Annotated in this window: 19 protein-coding genes; 8 read left to right on the top strand and 11 right to left on the bottom strand. The window is 66.0% G+C overall.

Going from position 1 to position 14,224, the window contains the following annotated elements; genetic code table 11:
• Positions 1-168: 168 nt before the first annotated feature.
• The gene (locus ACO05L_RS09090; RefSeq protein WP_421728860.1) at positions 169-1,725 is read left to right on the top strand and encodes an AMP-binding protein; all 1,557 of its coding nucleotides are present in this window, start codon (positions 169-171) and stop codon (positions 1,723-1,725) included.
• A gap of 26 nt (positions 1,726-1,751) precedes the next feature.
• Positions 1,752-2,168, top strand: coding sequence for a DoxX family protein (locus ACO05L_RS09085; protein WP_421728859.1), 417 nt, complete (start codon positions 1,752-1,754; stop codon positions 2,166-2,168).
• A 283-nt stretch (positions 2,169-2,451) separates the two neighbouring features.
• Here the strand turns inward: ACO05L_RS09085 and ygiD are convergent, their stop codons facing one another.
• The 6 genes from ygiD to ACO05L_RS09055 all read right to left on the bottom strand — a co-directional run bounded on the left by ygiD (position 2,452) and on the right by ACO05L_RS09055 (position 5,744).
• Positions 2,452-3,213: a 4,5-DOPA dioxygenase extradiol gene (gene ygiD / locus ACO05L_RS09080; RefSeq protein WP_421728858.1), complete on the bottom strand. Its 762-nt coding sequence runs from the start codon at positions 3,211-3,213 to the stop codon at positions 2,452-2,454.
• A gap of 4 nt (positions 3,214-3,217) precedes the next feature.
• Entirely contained in the window at positions 3,218-3,820 is a 603-nt protein-coding gene (wrbA, locus tag ACO05L_RS09075) for an NAD(P)H:quinone oxidoreductase (protein ID WP_421728857.1), read from the bottom strand.
• A 73-nt stretch (positions 3,821-3,893) separates the two neighbouring features.
• Positions 3,894-4,388 carry a hypothetical protein gene (locus ACO05L_RS09070; protein WP_421728856.1) on the bottom strand — a complete coding sequence of 165 codons (495 nt, stop codon included), beginning with the start codon at positions 4,386-4,388 and terminating at the stop codon, positions 3,894-3,896.
• On the bottom strand, positions 4,385-5,221 hold the full coding sequence (locus tag ACO05L_RS09065; protein ID WP_421728855.1) for a D-alanyl-D-alanine carboxypeptidase family protein: 837 nt from the start codon (positions 5,219-5,221) through the stop codon (positions 4,385-4,387). The genes ACO05L_RS09070 and ACO05L_RS09065 overlap by 4 nt, the downstream gene beginning before the upstream one ends.
• On the bottom strand, positions 5,218-5,502 hold the full coding sequence (locus tag ACO05L_RS09060; RefSeq protein WP_421728854.1) for a type II toxin-antitoxin system RelE/ParE family toxin: 285 nt from the start codon (positions 5,500-5,502) through the stop codon (positions 5,218-5,220). Before ACO05L_RS09060 ends, ACO05L_RS09065 begins: the two co-directional genes overlap by 4 nt.
• Positions 5,499-5,744, bottom strand: coding sequence for a hypothetical protein (locus tag ACO05L_RS09055; RefSeq protein ID WP_421728853.1), 246 nt, complete (start codon positions 5,742-5,744; stop codon positions 5,499-5,501). The genes ACO05L_RS09060 and ACO05L_RS09055 overlap by 4 nt, the downstream gene beginning before the upstream one ends.
• A 128-nt stretch (positions 5,745-5,872) precedes the next feature.
• Here ACO05L_RS09055 and ACO05L_RS09050 point away from each other — a divergent pair, with 128 nt between their 5' ends.
• Genes ACO05L_RS09050 through ACO05L_RS09035 form a run of 4 tightly spaced genes read left to right on the top strand, consistent with a single transcriptional unit; the run spans position 5,873 to position 9,271 of the window.
• Positions 5,873-7,249, top strand: coding sequence for an MFS transporter (locus ACO05L_RS09050; protein ID WP_421728852.1), 1,377 nt, complete (start codon positions 5,873-5,875; stop codon positions 7,247-7,249).
• Positions 7,250-7,275: 26 nt separating this feature from the next.
• A complete protein-coding gene (mazG, locus tag ACO05L_RS09045) occupies positions 7,276-8,055 on the top strand; it encodes a nucleoside triphosphate pyrophosphohydrolase (protein WP_421731663.1) in 780 nt (259 codons plus the stop codon).
• A gap of 2 nt (positions 8,056-8,057) precedes the next feature.
• Positions 8,058-8,726: an HAD family hydrolase gene (locus ACO05L_RS09040; RefSeq protein ID WP_421728851.1), complete on the top strand. Its 669-nt coding sequence runs from the start codon at positions 8,058-8,060 to the stop codon at positions 8,724-8,726.
• Positions 8,723-9,271 (top strand): DUF1643 domain-containing protein, encoded by a 549-nt coding sequence (locus ACO05L_RS09035; protein WP_421728850.1) that lies wholly within the window; start codon positions 8,723-8,725, stop codon positions 9,269-9,271. Before ACO05L_RS09040 ends, ACO05L_RS09035 begins: the two co-directional genes overlap by 4 nt.
• 7 nt (positions 9,272-9,278) lie before the next feature.
• Here the strand turns inward: ACO05L_RS09035 and ACO05L_RS09030 are convergent, their stop codons facing one another.
• Positions 9,279-9,683 (bottom strand): hypothetical protein, encoded by a 405-nt coding sequence (locus ACO05L_RS09030; protein ID WP_421728849.1) that lies wholly within the window; start codon positions 9,681-9,683, stop codon positions 9,279-9,281.
• A gap of 113 nt (positions 9,684-9,796) precedes the next feature.
• Here ACO05L_RS09030 and ACO05L_RS09025 point away from each other — a divergent pair, with 113 nt between their 5' ends.
• Positions 9,797-10,210 (top strand): protease inhibitor I42 family protein, encoded by a 414-nt coding sequence (locus ACO05L_RS09025; RefSeq protein WP_421728848.1) that lies wholly within the window; start codon positions 9,797-9,799, stop codon positions 10,208-10,210.
• A 79-nt stretch (positions 10,211-10,289) separates the two neighbouring features.
• Here ACO05L_RS09025 and clpX read toward each other — a convergent pair whose 3' ends face one another.
• On the bottom strand, positions 10,290-11,555 hold the full coding sequence (clpX, locus tag ACO05L_RS09020; RefSeq protein ID WP_421728847.1) for an ATP-dependent Clp protease ATP-binding subunit ClpX: 1,266 nt from the start codon (positions 11,553-11,555) through the stop codon (positions 10,290-10,292).
• A gap of 199 nt (positions 11,556-11,754) precedes the next feature.
• On the opposite strand from clpX, the gene ACO05L_RS09015 reads away from it, so the two are divergent.
• The gene (locus ACO05L_RS09015; protein ID WP_421728846.1) at positions 11,755-12,402 is read left to right on the top strand and encodes an HAD-IB family hydrolase; all 648 of its coding nucleotides are present in this window, start codon (positions 11,755-11,757) and stop codon (positions 12,400-12,402) included.
• On the opposite strand, the gene ACO05L_RS09010 is transcribed toward ACO05L_RS09015, so the two are convergent.
• The 3 genes from ACO05L_RS09010 to ACO05L_RS09000 all read right to left on the bottom strand — a co-directional run bounded on the left by ACO05L_RS09010 (position 12,399) and on the right by ACO05L_RS09000 (position 14,149).
• Entirely contained in the window at positions 12,399-12,950 is a 552-nt protein-coding gene (locus tag ACO05L_RS09010; RefSeq protein WP_421728845.1) for a cytochrome b, read from the bottom strand. The two genes, ACO05L_RS09015 and ACO05L_RS09010, sit on opposite strands and share 4 nt — an antisense overlap.
• A 163-nt stretch (positions 12,951-13,113) precedes the next feature.
• Complete coding sequence (locus ACO05L_RS09005; RefSeq protein WP_421728844.1) at positions 13,114-13,434, bottom strand: hypothetical protein; 321 nt, start codon at positions 13,432-13,434, stop codon at positions 13,114-13,116.
• Positions 13,435-13,507: 73 nt separating this feature from the next.
• Complete coding sequence (locus ACO05L_RS09000; RefSeq protein ID WP_421728843.1) at positions 13,508-14,149, bottom strand: ATP-dependent Clp protease proteolytic subunit; 642 nt, start codon at positions 14,147-14,149, stop codon at positions 13,508-13,510.
• Between the last annotated feature and the right edge of the window lie 75 nt (positions 14,150-14,224).

Raw genomic sequence — 14,224 nt, 5'->3', positions numbered from 1 at the left:
CCTTGGGCGGGGAGGAGTACCGCTATGTCGGCCTTCCAGGGTCGGAAGGCAAGGCGAGACGCCCCCTGCGACCTCACGCAACGTAACCTGTCTTTTCAATGCGGGGGGACGGTTCTAGAGTCGGCGGCTTGTAACGAGGGGCGCCCGGCGTCCCCAAGGAGGATGTGCTTGCGGCCTGCTCTGGATGCCAAGGCGACCGAAGAATCGATCTTTGACGCCCTGGTCGCTGCGCGCGAGCGCTTTGGCGACAAGGAAATCCTGGAGGACCAGGATCGCAAGCCGCTGACCTATACCGGCCTGATCCGCGCCGCCTTCGTGCTGGGACGCAAGATCGCCGCCCTGACCGAGCCGAGCGAGCGCGTCGCCATCCTGCTGCCCTCCAGCATGGGGGTGGTGGTCACCTATTACGGCCTGCACGCCTTTGGCCGCGTGCCGGTGATGCTGAACTTCACTTCGGGCGAGCGGAACCTGAAGGCGGCGATCAGGGCTGCGGGCGTCAAACGCATCCTGTCGGCCAAACGGTTCGTGTCCCAAGCAAAGCTGGACGACCTGATAGCCGATCTGGCCACAGTCGCCGAGATCACCTGGCTGGACGACCTGCGCGCCACGGTCGGGCTTCAGGACAAGCTGTTCGGCCTGATGGCGGGCCTGATGCCCAAGCGGTTTAGCGTCCGCACCGAACCGTCCGATCCGGGCGTGATCCTGTTCACGTCGGGCAGTTTCGGCGCGCCCAAGGGCGTGGTGCTGAGCCAGGCCAATCTGATCGCCAACTGCCGCCAGGTCGCAACCCATATCGAGCTGAAGCCCGAGTGGGTGATGTTCAACCCCCTGCCGACCTTCCACTGTTTCGGGCTGACGGGCGGGGTCCTGCTGCCGATCAACCAGGGAATGAAGGCGTTCCAATATCCCTCTCCCCTCCACGCCAAGCAGATCACCGAACTGCTGCCTCAGGTCGGCGCTTCGATCCTGTTCGCCACCGATACCTTCCTGAACCAATACGCCCGCGTCGCCGGGCCCGATGATTTCTCGACCCTGCAGTTCGTCGTCGCCGGCGCCGAGCGGGTGCGTGACGAGACCCATCACCTGTTCAACACCCGCTTCCGGGGGCTGAAACTGCTGGAAGGCTATGGCGCGACCGAGGCCTCGCCCGTGGTGGCGGTCAACCATCCCGACCGCAACCGCCCCGGCACCGTGGGCCAGATCCTGCCCGGCATGGAATACCGGGTCGAGCCGGTCCCCGGCATCGCCGAGGGCGGACGCCTGTTCCTGCGCGGCCCCAATGTCATGAAGGGCTATCTATCGCCCGACGATCCTGACGTCATCGAGCCCCTGGCCGACGGCTGGCATGACACCGGCGATATCGTCGACATCGACGAGGACGGCTATTGCGCCATCCTGGGTCGGGCCAAGCGGTTCGCCAAGATCGGCGGCGAAATGGTCAGCCTGACCGCCGTCGAGGGTCTGGCCAGCGCTGTCTGGCCCGAGGGTCGCCATGCCGTCGTCTCGATTCCCGACAGCCGCAAGGGTGAGAAGCTGGTGCTGATCACTGACCGCCGCGACGCCGAATCCTCGCGACTTTCCGAATGGGCGCGTGAACATGGCGCGCCGGACCTTGCCGTGCCGAAGAAGATCATCAAGGTTGCAGAAGTGCCCGTGCTCGGCACCGGCAAGACCGACTATGTGGCCATCCAGCAGATGGCGGAACGCGAAGCCAAGGCCGCCTGACAATGCATTTCCTGGGGGACGATCCGGTGAACACGTCGAAGCTATCCGCCCATTCCGGCAAGGTTCTCAGCCTTCTGCGCATCGTCGCAGGGCTGATGTTCATGCAGCACGGCACGCAAAAGATCTTCAGCTTCCCGGCCGAGGCCATGGGGCCGTTCAACATCGCCTCCCAGATGGGGATCGGCGGGGTGCTGGAACTGGTCGGAGGAGCCCTGATCGTGCTGGGCCTGTTCACCCGGCCGGTCGCCTTCATCCTCAGCGGCATGATGGCCGTGGCCTATTTCCAGATGCACTGGGCCTTCGGCGCCGCATCGCCCTTCCCGCTGGTGAACAAGGGCGAGCTGGCGGCGCTGTATTGCTGGGTCTTCTTCTACTTCGTCTTCGCCGGACCGGGCGACTGGGCGCTGGACAACCTGATCGGCAAGAAGCGTCGCCGCTACTAGCCGAACGTCGATGCGCGAGAAGTATTACGTCTTTCTGGCCTTATCCCTGATAGGAATCATTGGTCTTTCAATGATCGGCCCGATTTATCTCGGCCGGCTTTTCTTCCCCGCGTGGATACTTGGTGTTGCAGCCGTCGCCTTCGGCGCCTCACAGTTCCGATGCCGTGCCTGTGGACATGCCCTCGTCCGACCTCGCACGATCATCGGCGCGCGCGAGATCACAGGCTATACGTCGTTTCCAGGTCGCTGCTGCACTTGGTGTGACTCCGACGTGGACGGCTGATCAGCCCACCCGGAAGCCGGTCATCGAGATCGAGCCGCCGGTGATCTCGTCGTTGAAGAAGGCGATGGGTTCGCCGGGCCGGGCCTGGGCCGCCACGTAGAGCAGCGGCAGGTAATGCTCGTCGGTCGGCACACTGAGCTGCGCGTCCTCGGCCAGTCCGACCCAGTCGATCAGGGCGTCGTGGTCGCCACGCACCAGGGCCGATTTCACCGCCTCGTTGAAGCTGGTCGCCCAGGGATAGGGGCTGTCCTCGCCCGCACGCTTCCAGGTCCGCAGGTTGTGCACGAAGTCGCCTGATCCGGCGATGATGATCCCCTCGGCGCGCAGGGGTTGAAGCGCCCTGGCCAGCTCATAGTGCTGGCGGGGCGTCAGGGTGCGGTCCAGTGACAGTTGCACCACGGGCACGTCCGCCTCGGGCCAGACGTGGGCCAAGACCGACCATGTCCCGTGATCCAGCCCCCAGGCCTCGACGGCATGGGCCTGGGTCAGTTCCGCGACCCGCGCCGCAAGGGCGGGCGATCCCGGCGCCGGATACTGCATGGCGTGCAGTTCCGGGCCGAAATTGCCGAAGTCGTGGATGGTCTCAGGCTGGGCCTGAGCGGTGACGCCCAGGCCCTGGGTTTCCCAGTGGGCTGAGATCATGACCACGCCCTTGGGCTTGCCCACCGCTTCGCCCAGGTCACGCCAGGCGGCGGTGAAGGGCCCGCCCAGGGCGTTCATGGGCGAGCCGTGGCCAAAGAAGACGGCGGGTTGGGTGGTCATGGTCCTAACCGTGAAGTTTCTTCGCGATTTCCGCGATATGCTTGCCCTGGTGGCGGGCGCCGCCCAGGTCGATGTCCGATGGCTGGCGCGAGCCGTCGCCGCCGGTGATGGTGGTTGCGCCATAGGGGCTGCCGCCATGGATGGCTTCCAGCGTCATCTGCTCCTGGTAGTTATAGGGCAGGCCGACGACGACCAGGCCGTGGTGCAGCAGGGTCGGGATGAAGCCCAGAAGGGTCGATTCCTGGCCGCCATGCTGGGTCGCGGTGGCGGTGAAGACGCCGCCCACCTTGCCGATCAGGCCGCCCGAGAACCACAGGCCGCCGGTCTGGTCCCAGAAGGCCCGCATCTGCGAGGCCACGGTGCCGAACCGCGTGCCGGCGCCGACGATGATGGCGTCGTAGTTCTTCAGGTCGTCGACCGTGGCGATCGGCGCTTCCTGATCCATCTTGTAGTGAGACGCCCTGGCCAGTTCCTCGGGCACGGTTTCGGCGACACGCTTGATGTCGACCGTCACGCCCTCGACCGAGCCCGCGCCTTCGGCGACGGCCTTGGCCATCGTCTCGAGGTGGCCATAGGTGGAGTGATAGAGAACCAGAACCTTCGCCATGGGGCGCTCCTTGAAATACCGGCGCCATTCCGTAACAGCGTCAGTAGCTGATTTAGCCCCTGACCGCATAGATTCAAGGGCCCCCGGCGGAATCCTGGGCAGGAAACGGACACAGGCGATCATAGAACGCGCGATCCGCCGGAACGACGCCGCCGCGCGACAGGCGAAAGCGATGCTCGATGGCCATGGCCTGCTGCTCGATGTTCAACGACGCCCAGCCGCAGGCGGGATCGAGCGGATAGCGATAGGAGGCGCGACTGTCGCCTGCCCTCAGCTTGGCGATCAACAGGTTGACGCCCTGCTGCGCTTGCCAGACGTGGACCAGCTCATGGATCAGGGTCGCCTGGCCATGCAGCGGTCCGCGCGACAGGTCATCCAGCAGGCTGACGTGCGGCCAGACGATCCAGTCACGCCCGAACCAGCGCCCGGGCACGAAGGCGCGATTAAGCGGCCGTGGTGCGGCCATCAGCCGGACCCTGTCGAGAACGACCGCCTGGCCGAAGACCGAGACCGCCAGCGCCGCTTCGCCCTGCGTCAGGCCCCGAACCTTCACGGCTTGCGCCCTCACGGCTGGGATCCGACCCATTCCCAGTGCCAGGGCTCGTACATATAGGGCACGAAGCCGAACCGCCCGGCGTTCTGGACCAGCCAGCGATAGGTCGCGCCCCGCGCCATGTGGGTGCGACTGGCGGGATCGGTGGAATCGACGCCGACGCCCTCCAGATGGCCGACATAGAGGTCAACCGCCGTTCCGGTCCGGTGCGGGGAACAGACGGCGCGGCGCAGTCCGTCGCAATTGCCCTGGGCGGCGCAGCGGGCGGCGTCCGCCTCCGGGTCACGGAAGGCCGAGAATATCTGCAGCAGCTCGGGATCGGCGGCGACCTGGGGCACTTCTCGCCGAGCGGCGGCGACCATCTGACGATAGGCGTCCAGCACGTCGCGGCGCAGCAACCGCGTCAGCCGGTCGGCGTGTTCCTCGTCCGGCGACAGATAGCCCAGCAGGTTCAGCGGCGGCGGCTCGGGGCATTCGCTGCGGGTGCGCGCCATGACGAAGGGCCGACGCTCCTGCACCACTCCCTTCAGCACCTGGAATGTCGCCGCATCGAACACCCCGGTCGGAGTCAGCGCATAGCGGCCCTGCCACTGGGCCAGGGCCTGGGCGAAATCGACGGTGCCCGGCGGACAATCCGTGCGGATATCGCGCTGAAGCAGCGGCAGATAGGCGCCCCATCCATATTCCGCCTGACCGAAGGGCGACCATTCCAGCGAATAGATCGACACCGAGTTGGCAAAGGCCGCCCCCGCCCAATCCCGCCCTGCGCCGTCGCACGACTGGGCCGAGGCACGATGGCTCAGACCCAGCAGGGCCAAGACCATGAAAAAGGCGGCCAGGGACCTCATAGCCGCGCTTCCAGACTATGCCAGACGCCCGTCACGACCACGGCGTCCGGCCGCACGACATAGCGGATCACATAGGCCGCCTGGCCGAAGCGCTGGATCAACTGGCGGTGCTGAATTTCATCGATCACGGCGTGTCTTTCCGGCAGATCGGCGAGGGATGCAAAGGCCTTTCGCAACAGCCGCCCGGCTCGCATCGCGGCTTTCGGGCTGCGTTGCGTCAGCCAGTCCTCAAGCCGCGCGACATCTCGCGCCGCGGCCTGTGAGACGAGAACAGGCTTCAACCCGGGGATCGTCCAAACCCATCCAGCCGGACGAGAAAATCATCCAAGGCGATGCCGTCTCCCGCCCGCATCGTCTCTTCGGCGATGGCTTCGTCATCGGCCCGGTCGCTGACTGGCCCGATGGCGTAGTCCAGAGCCCGCGCCAGATAGGTGTCGACGTCATCGCCCGCCGCTTTCGCCGCCTGCCGGAGACGCTCGGCGAGGTCGTTCTCCAGGTGAAGGGTCAATCCGCCATCGGCCATTGGGGGATGGTGTGGCCTGCGTCGGACGCCGTCAAGTTGAGCCGCGCAAGGCTCCGCTCCCATCGGGCGCAAAAACTGGCATTGTGGGGGCTGTTCCGCCGACTCGTTTCGGCGCCCGTGGATCGCCGATGACCGACGCCTCTTCCACCGTTCCCCGTTCCACCGCTCCGCGCCGAAGCAATGGGGTGCTGGCGGCCTTTTCAGGCCCCTGCCTGCCGCTGGCAGCCTTCGGGGTCGCCCTGCCCGTCACCCTGCCCGAGTTCTATGCGACCCATGTCGGGCTGGAGCTTGGCGTGGTCGCCGCCGTCTTCATGCTGGTGCGGCTGATCGACATCGTCTTCGACCCCTTCATCGGCTGGGGCATGGATCGGACCCGCACGCGGTTGGGTCGCTATCGCCCGTGGATGCTGGTGTCGACGCCGATCCTGATGCTGTCGGCCCTGATGATGTTCGTCGTTGTCCAGCCGGGCGCCGGGCCCGTCTATCTGTTCGCCTGGCTGCTGGTTCTCTATCTCGGCTTTTCGATCGGCACCCTGGGCCAACTGGGCTGGGCGGCGGTGCTCGCGCCCCAGTACGACCAGCGCAGCCGCGTTTATGGCTGGTGGCAGGTGTTCAACATCATTGGCGTAATCCTGATCCTGATCCTGCCGACCGTGGTCATCAAGACGGGCATAGGTGACTATGCCGACGGGGTGCGGATCATGGGCTGGGCCATCCTGATCGCCCTGCCCGTCACCATCGGCCTGGCCATGTTCGTGGTCCCCGAGCCCGTCAACGCCGGGGCCGCGCCGCACGGCGGGCCGAGCGCCTATCTGTCCCTGTTCAAGCGGGGGTCGGTCAGAAAGCTGCTTTGGGCCGATCTGGTTCTGGGCGTCGCGCCCGGCATCACCGGCTCGCTGCTGTTCTTCTTCTTCGGCCAGATCAAGGGATACGGCCACACCGAGGCCTCCCTGTTCATGCTGCTGTATTTCGTCGCCGGTCTGGTCGGCGCGCCCTTCTGGGCCTGGCTGGCGACCCGGATCGGCAAGGACAAGGCCCTGGCAGTCGCCAGCCTGATCTTCGCGGTCTTCTATATCGGCGCGACCCTGGTTCCCGGCGGAAACTTCGCCGTCACGGCCGTGGCCATGTTCATCGCCGGCCTGCCCTATGCGGCGGGGCTGTTCCTGTTGCGCGCGATGATGGCGGACGTGGGCGACGAGGTGCGGCTGGAGACCGGGGTGGACCGGACCGGCCTGATGTTCTCCATCCTGTCGGCGACGACCAAGGTCGGCCACGTCGTCGCCCTGATCCCCTACCTCGTCCTGCAATGGGTGGGCTTCAAGGCAGTGGCCCCGGCAGGCGGCAACAGCGAGATGTCGCTGATCACCCTGCAGGTGCTGTTCATCCTGGTCCCCGGCCTGTTGCTGGCCAGCGCAGCCTTGCTGCTGCGCAACTATCCCCTGACGCCCGCGCGGCATGAAGATATCCGGCGCCAGCTGGAAGCGCGCGATGGAGCTGCAGCTTGAAGCCGATCGACCGCCTGCTCGACATCATGGCTACCCTGCGCCAGCCGGACGCCGGCTGTCCGTGGGACCAGGAACAGACCTTCCAGACCATCGCCCCCTATACGATCGAGGAGGCCTATGAGGTCGCCGACGCCATCGAGCGCGGCGACATGGTCGAGCTGAAAGGCGAGCTGGGCGACCTGCTGTTCCAGACCGTCTTCCACGCCCGGATGGCTGAAGAGGCCGGGCTGTTCACCTTCGACGACGTGGCCCAGGCCATGTCGGACAAGCTGGTGCGTCGGCACCCGCACGTTTTCCCCGGCCAAGACGGCGCGCTGGAAGACGCCAAGGCCGACGCTGTCGAACAGAAGGCGCGCTGGGAGGACATCAAGGCGGCGGAACGGGCCTCCAAGGCCCAGCACGGCGTGCTGGACGATGTGCCGGTGGGTCTGCCCGCGCTGGCCCGTGCCGCCAAGCTGACCAAGCGTGCGGCGCGCGTCGGCTTCGACTGGCCCTCCACCGAAGAGGTGTTCGACAAGCTGGACGAGGAGATCGCCGAACTGAAGGTCGAGATCGCCGCCGGCGACCTGGACAAGGCCCGCGACGAGATGGGCGACATCCTGTTCGTCGTCGCCAACCTGGCCCGCAAGTTGGGCGTCGAGCCCGAGGACGCCCTGCGCGGGGCCAACGCCAAATTCGTGCGCCGCTTCGGCTTCATCGAGGCCGAACTGGCCCGGAATGGCCGCACGCCGGACCAGTCGGACCTGGCCGAGATGGACGGTCTGTGGGACGCCGCCAAGGCGGTCGAGCGCCAGGACAAGTCTTGACGGTGAGCCGCTTCGATCTCGTCATCTTCGACTACGACGGCGTGATTGCCGACAGCGAGCTTCTGAACAATCAGGCCATGGCCGAGGTACTGACCGGGATCGGCCTGCCCACCTCGCTGGAGCAGTCGCTGGCGCTCTACATGGGTCGGCGTTGGCTGGATTGTCGGCCGGACATCGAGGCCGCGCTGGGCCGTCCCTGCCCCGAGACGACCCTGGATGACTGGACGCGGCTCTGCCACAGCCGGGCCGCGACGCAATTGACGGCCGTCAGGGGCGCCGCCGACTTCATGGCCTCGCTGAGCCAGCCACGCTGCATCGCTTCCTCCAGCCCGCCGGACTGGATCGAACTCGGTCTGGAAACCATGGGGATCGCCGTGGCCGACGCCGGACCGATCTACAGCGGCGCGGTCCACGTCACGCGGGGCAAGCCCCACCCTGATCTCTTTCTCCACGCCGCGCGCGAGTTGGGTGCAGACCCCGCTCGAACCCTGGTGATCGAGGACAGCACGCCGGGCGTCCAGGCCGGCGTGGCGGCAGGCATGACCGTCGCGGGCCTGCTGGCCGGCGGACATATTCGCGATGGTCACGCAGAACGGCTGGCCGCAGCAGGCGCGCATCACATCGTGCCCGACTACGCCGCCATCCGCGCCGTGATGGAGCGACCGCATTGAGCACCGACCTGCATGATCCCGGCGGCAAGGTGCGGCTGGCCCTGATGCCCGGCGTCAACGGCGATGCGACCTTCAGCGCCGATGGCCGCTATCGCCAGCTCATGCGGCGCTGGCTGGGGCCGCAGTTTCCAGAACGCTACATCCTGTTCATCGGCATGAACCCCTCGACGGCCGACGCCAGCGTCAACGACCCCACCTGCGCGCGCGAATGGACCTTTGCCCGGCGCGAGGGCTTCGATGCGATGGTGAAGGCCAATGTCGGCGACTATCGCGCGACCGACCCGAAGATGCTGCTGGCGCCCGGCGTCGTGGCATCGTCTGCCGAAAACCTGCCCGCGATCCGCCAGGCGGCGGCCGGCGCCGGGATGGTGGTCCTGTGCCACGGCAAGCTGAACAAGGCCCTGGCCCCGGGCGGGCGGGCGCTGATCGACGCCTTGCGGGCCGACGGGGTTGCGCTGTGGTCGTTCGGGACCAATGGCGACGGCAGTCCGAAACATCCGCTCTATCTGCGCGCGGATACGCCGCTGCAGCCGTTCGAGCCCTGAGGCCTGCTCAGTCGTCGGCGGCGGACGGGTCGATGGCGCTGGCCACCAGTCCGCGCCAGGTCGGGTCGGTGTCATCGACCAGATCGACGTCTTCCAGCAGGGCCACGGCGCCCCCGCCGTCCGGCAGGACCAGACCCAGGACCTCCATCTCCTCGCCGTCCGGCCCGGTATGGCATTCGGCCTGAACGGCGACCGCGGCCTGTTCGCCCCCCTCGTCCCACCAGATCACCGGCTGGGGCAGGTCCATGTCCAGCGGGAACGGCCGTTCGGTGTCGTCCAGAGCGAAGATCGCACGACGGGCCTGGACATCGTCCAGCGTGGCGACCCTGCCGACGAAGGCGGTCAGGCGTGACCAGTCCTCGGCGTCATAGCCGTCGCCGTCCTCGTCGTGATCGTCATTGGCGTGGGTCACGCGTGCGTCGCTCCATCTGTCGCCCCTCCCTAACCTCAACCCGGTGTTCGACACCAGTGGCGCGCGGTCAGGCGCCATGCGATCCTGTCGCCGAACAAGGTTCAGGAGCCGCCATGTCGATGATGCGAACCGCCGCCGCTGCCGCCGGTCTTCTGGCTCTGGCCGCCTGTCAGACTTCCGGCGCGACACCGTCCGCAGCGGGTGATCCCGTCGTCGCCGTGCGCGACGGACAGACCACGCTGCGTCCCGGCCAGACCGTGGCCATCGCCCTGCCCAGCAACGGCAGCACGGGCTATGCCTGGTCGCTGGCCGACTTCGACGAAACGGTCCTGATGCGGTCCGAGCCCTTCGGCCAGGAGATCACCGGCGCCCACCCTGCGGGCATGGTCGGCGTGCCCGGCCAGACCCATTGGCGCCTTGTGGCCCTGGCCCCGGGCCAGACGACCCTGATCTTCAACTACGCACGCCCCTGGGAAGCGGGCTCCCCTGCGGCAGAGACAGCGCGGTTCGCGATCACCGTCCGCTGATCAGCAGCCATCGCAGCCAAAGAAAAAGGGGCGCATCCGCCGGGATGCGCCCCTTCATGTTTTGCATGAGTGGTGCGGCTTAAGCCGCGCCGTCCACGGCTTTTTTCTTCTCGGCATAGATCAGCAGAGGCTGAGCCTTGCCGTCGATGACCTCGGCGTTGACGACCACTTCCTCGACGCCTTCGAAGGTCGGCAGCTCGAACATGGTCTCGAGCAGGATGCCTTCCAGGATCGAGCGCAGGCCGCGCGCGCCGGTCTTGCGCGTGATGGCCTTCTTGGCGACGGCGTTGAGCGCGTCGTCGGTGAAGGTCAGGGCGACATTCTCCATCTCGAACAGGCGCTTGTACTGTTTGATCAGGGCGTTCTTCGGCTCGGTCAGGATGGTGACCAGGGCCGTTTCGTCCAGATCTTCCAGCGTCGCAAGAACCGGCAGGCGGCCAATGAACTCGGGGATGAGGCCGAAGCGCATCAGATCGTCAGGCTCGACGCCCTTGAGGATGTCGCCGGTGCGGCGTTCGTCGACGTTGGACACCTTGGCGCCAAAGCCGATGGAGGCCCCTGCCCCGCGCGCCGAGATCACCTTTTCAAGTCCGGCAAAGGCGCCGCCGACGATGAACAGGATGTTGGCGGTATCGACCTGCAGGAACTCCTGCTGCGGATGCTTGCGGCCGCCCTGAGGAGGCACGGAGGCGACGGTGCCTTCCATGATCTTCAGCAGGGCCTGCTGCACGCCTTCGCCCGAGACATCGCGAGTGATCGATGGGTTGTCCGACTTGCGCGAGATCTTGTCGATCTCGTCGATATAGACGATGCCGCGCTGGGCCCGCTCGACGTTGTAATCGGACGCCTGGAGCAGCTTCAGGATGATGTTCTCGACATCCTCGCCCACATAACCGGCTTCGGTCAGGGTCGTGGCGTCGGCCATGGTGAAGGGCACATCGATGATGCGGGCCAGGGTCTGGGCCAGCAGCGTCTTACCCGATCCGGTCGGCCCGATCAGCATGATGTTGGACTTGGCCAACTCGACGTCGTTGTTCTTCGTCGCGTGGTTCAGGCGCTTGTAGTGATTGTGGACCGCGACCGAGAGGACCTTCTTGGCGTGACCCTGACCGATGACATAGTCGTCGAGGACCTCGCGGATTTCCTTCGGAGTCGGGACGCCGTCCTTGGACTTCACGAAGCCGATCTTGTGCTCTTCGCGGATGATATCCATGCACAGTTCGACGCATTCATCGCAGATGAACACGGTCGGTCCCGCAATCAGCTTGCGGACCTCATGCTGGCTCTTGCCGCAGAACGAGCAATAGAGCGTGCTCTTGGCGTCTGTGCCGGCTGCTTTGGTCATTGACCCTTCTCACTCCCGCGTTGCCCGATGGTCGGCATGACCAGGAGGCTAACGCGCTTCCGTCGCGTTGATTCCACCACTATGGACGCGAAGATATTCAAAAAATGACAATCACCCATCAGATCGCCCGCCACAACCCCGCCCGGTTGAGCAGTTCGTGATGAATGCAGATTGTTTCGTCGGGTAAGGGTCGCTGCGAATGAATGAAATGGGAAGCACCGAGGCGATTCGCCAGTCCGGATCCGAAGGCCGCGCCGTCGTGGCTTTCGATTTCGACGGCACCTTGACGATTCGGGACAGTTTCACCGCCTTTCTGCGCTGGAAGGCGGGCCCTGGCGGGTGGGCGCTGGGGCTGATGAAGATGGCCCCGTCGATGGCCGCCTATGCCCGCGATCGCGACCGAGGACGGATCAAGGCGGCGTCAGTGCGTGAGTTCCTGGGCGGGATGTCGCGAGAAGCGCTCGAAGCCGAAGCGGAGCAGTTCGCCGATGTCGTCTGGGACCGTTTCATCCGGCCTGACGCCCTGGCCTGCTGGCAGGACTGGGGCCGCAAGGGCGCGCACCGGGTCATCGTCACCGCCTCGCCCGAAACGACCGTCGCGCCCTTCGCCCGACGCCTGGGGGCCGAGGGACTGCTAGGCACGCACATGGTGTTCGACGCCGACGATCGCGTGTCGGGCGGCTTCTCCGGCCCGAACTGCCGGGGAGCGGAGAAGGTGCGGCGGCTGAAGGCGGCGTTCGGGGAGAATGTGCGAATCATCGCCGCCTATGGCGACACATCCGGCGACACCGAGATGCTGGCCGCCGCCGAACAGCCCGGATTCCGCGTCTTTACGCAGCGCCCCTAGGCCATGCGCGACAAGGTGTCATCGCGCCAGACGAAGCGATGGACGATCACCATGGCGATGTGACCTGCTACGGCGGCCAGCAACAGCCAGGCCAACAGGGCGTGGGCGAGCTCGGCGGGGGCCATCAGCCAGGAAATCTTGGCGCCGCCGGCCTGCGCCAGCACCAGACCGAAGGGCTTGAACCCCTCGCCAGAGCCGAACTCGCGCATCAGGGCCAGGATGGGGATGATCAGCATCAGGCCATAAAGGGCCAAGTGGCCGACTGCCGCGGCCCGTCCGACCAAGCCTCCATGAGGGGCGGGACGCCGTCTGCGATTGGCCAGACCCCAGATCGCGCGAACCATCAGCAGGAGCGCCAGCACCAGGCCGACATCCTTGTGGGTATGGATCCAACGGTCGGTCAGGGGCGTGCGGCCGAAAACCTCATAGGCCAGGATGGCGGCGAACTGCCACGCCATCAGCACGGCCATCGACCAGTGCAGAAAACGGGTCACGATACCGAAGCGACGTGCATTGTCGGTCCATTGCAGGACGGCGGTGGCGGACATGGGACCCCTATAGACATGACCCCGGTCCGTTCAGGCGGCGCAAAGGCGGCGGCCTGAAGACAGCGGACAGGAAACAAGGATCATTTCACCGCGGTCGACACGCTGGACACAGGCTTTAGCGGGCCAGAGAACCGGTCGATCGGGTCATAGAAGACGGTGGAGGTCAGTTCCCGTCGGCGTCCACGTCGAAGACCACGACCTTGCCGCGCGACGTCGGGTCCCAACCCGCCGCCATGGCCGAGACGACGGCGTTCTTGACCGCCTCGACATTGATGCGCTGGCGTTCGAAATTGGGTGCGCCATTGGCCCGCATCGTCATGGGAAACAGAACGATCGCCTCGCGCTGGGCGTCCTTCAGCCTCAGGGCGATGCCGATGCCGTCCCAGTTGTTGCCCGTGGTCCGTTGCGGCTGGCGACGGACCTCCCATTCATAGTCGTCGCCGTCGACCTGAACGACGCCTTTGAGATCGCGGGTGTGTTGCATGGCCGTCCGATAGCACAAATGAAAAGGGCGCGCCGAGCATGGCGCGCCCTTTGCCGGTCAGTTTGGATTTAAATCAGACGGTCTTGATGCCGTCGGCGTCGGCTTCTTCGCGCTTGTCATAGACGTGGTCGACGATGCCCCAGGCCTTGGCGTCCTCGGCCGACATGAAGTGGTCGCGGTCCAGGGTCTTTTCGACTTCCTCATAGGTCCGGCCCGTGTGGTGGACGTAGATCTCGTTGAGGCGCTTCTTGGTGTAGCGGATGTCAGCGGCGTGCAGTTCGATGTCCGAGGCCTGGCCGCGGAACCCGCCGGAGGGCTGGTGAACCATGACGCGGGCGTTGGGCAGGGCGATGCGCTGGCCCGCGGCGCCGGCCGTCAGGATCAGCGAGCCGGCCGAGGCCGCCATGCCCATGCAGACGGTCGAGACCGGCGACTTGATGTATTGCATGGTGTCGTAGATCGCGAGCGCGGAGTGGACCTGACCACCCGGGCTGTTGATGTACATGGAGATTTCCTTCTTCGGGTTCTCCGATTCCAGGAACAGCAGCTGGGCGCAGATCAGCGAGGCCATGCCGTCCTCGAACGGGCCGGTTAGGAAGATGATGCGCTCGCGCAGCAGGCGCGAGAAGATGTCGAAGGCCCGTTCGCCCCGGCTGGATTGCTCCACGACCATCGGGACGAGGTTGGACTGTAGGTAGTCGATCGGATCGCGCATTCGTGGCCTTCTCGGGATGCAGGTCGGGGCCGACTCAGCGATCGGCCCTCTCAGGTACAGGATATCGCGTCCCAA

It is taken from the genome of Brevundimonas sp. (assembly GCF_965227765.1).
Taxonomy (GTDB): domain Bacteria; phylum Pseudomonadota; class Alphaproteobacteria; order Caulobacterales; family Caulobacteraceae; genus Brevundimonas.
This window is presented reverse-complemented; position numbering and strand designations above follow the sequence as displayed.

Coding starts and splice junctions, on each gene's coding strand:
- ygiD (WP_421728858.1), bottom strand. CDS start 3,213: ATGACCACCCAACCCGCCGTCTTCTTTGGCCACGGCTCGCCCATGAAC.
- wrbA (WP_421728857.1), bottom strand. CDS start 3,820: ATGGCGAAGGTTCTGGTTCTCTATCACTCCACCTATGGCCACCTCGAG.
- ACO05L_RS09065 (WP_421728855.1), bottom strand. CDS start 5,221: ATGAGGTCCCTGGCCGCCTTTTTCATGGTCTTGGCCCTGCTGGGTCTG.
- ACO05L_RS09055 (WP_421728853.1), bottom strand. CDS start 5,744: ATGGCCGATGGCGGATTGACCCTTCACCTGGAGAACGACCTCGCCGAG.
- ACO05L_RS09050 (WP_421728852.1), top strand. CDS start 5,873: ATGACCGACGCCTCTTCCACCGTTCCCCGTTCCACCGCTCCGCGCCGA.
- mazG (WP_421731663.1), top strand. CDS start 7,276: ATGGCTACCCTGCGCCAGCCGGACGCCGGCTGTCCGTGGGACCAGGAA.
- ACO05L_RS09025 (WP_421728848.1), top strand. CDS start 9,797: ATGTCGATGATGCGAACCGCCGCCGCTGCCGCCGGTCTTCTGGCTCTG.
- clpX (WP_421728847.1), bottom strand. CDS start 11,555: ATGACCAAAGCAGCCGGCACAGACGCCAAGAGCACGCTCTATTGCTCG.
- ACO05L_RS09015 (WP_421728846.1), top strand. CDS start 11,755: ATGAATGAAATGGGAAGCACCGAGGCGATTCGCCAGTCCGGATCCGAA.
- ACO05L_RS09010 (WP_421728845.1), bottom strand. CDS start 12,950: ATGTCCGCCACCGCCGTCCTGCAATGGACCGACAATGCACGTCGCTTC.
- ACO05L_RS09005 (WP_421728844.1), bottom strand. CDS start 13,434: ATGCAACACACCCGCGATCTCAAAGGCGTCGTTCAGGTCGACGGCGAC.
- ACO05L_RS09000 (WP_421728843.1), bottom strand. CDS start 14,149: ATGCGCGATCCGATCGACTACCTACAGTCCAACCTCGTCCCGATGGTC.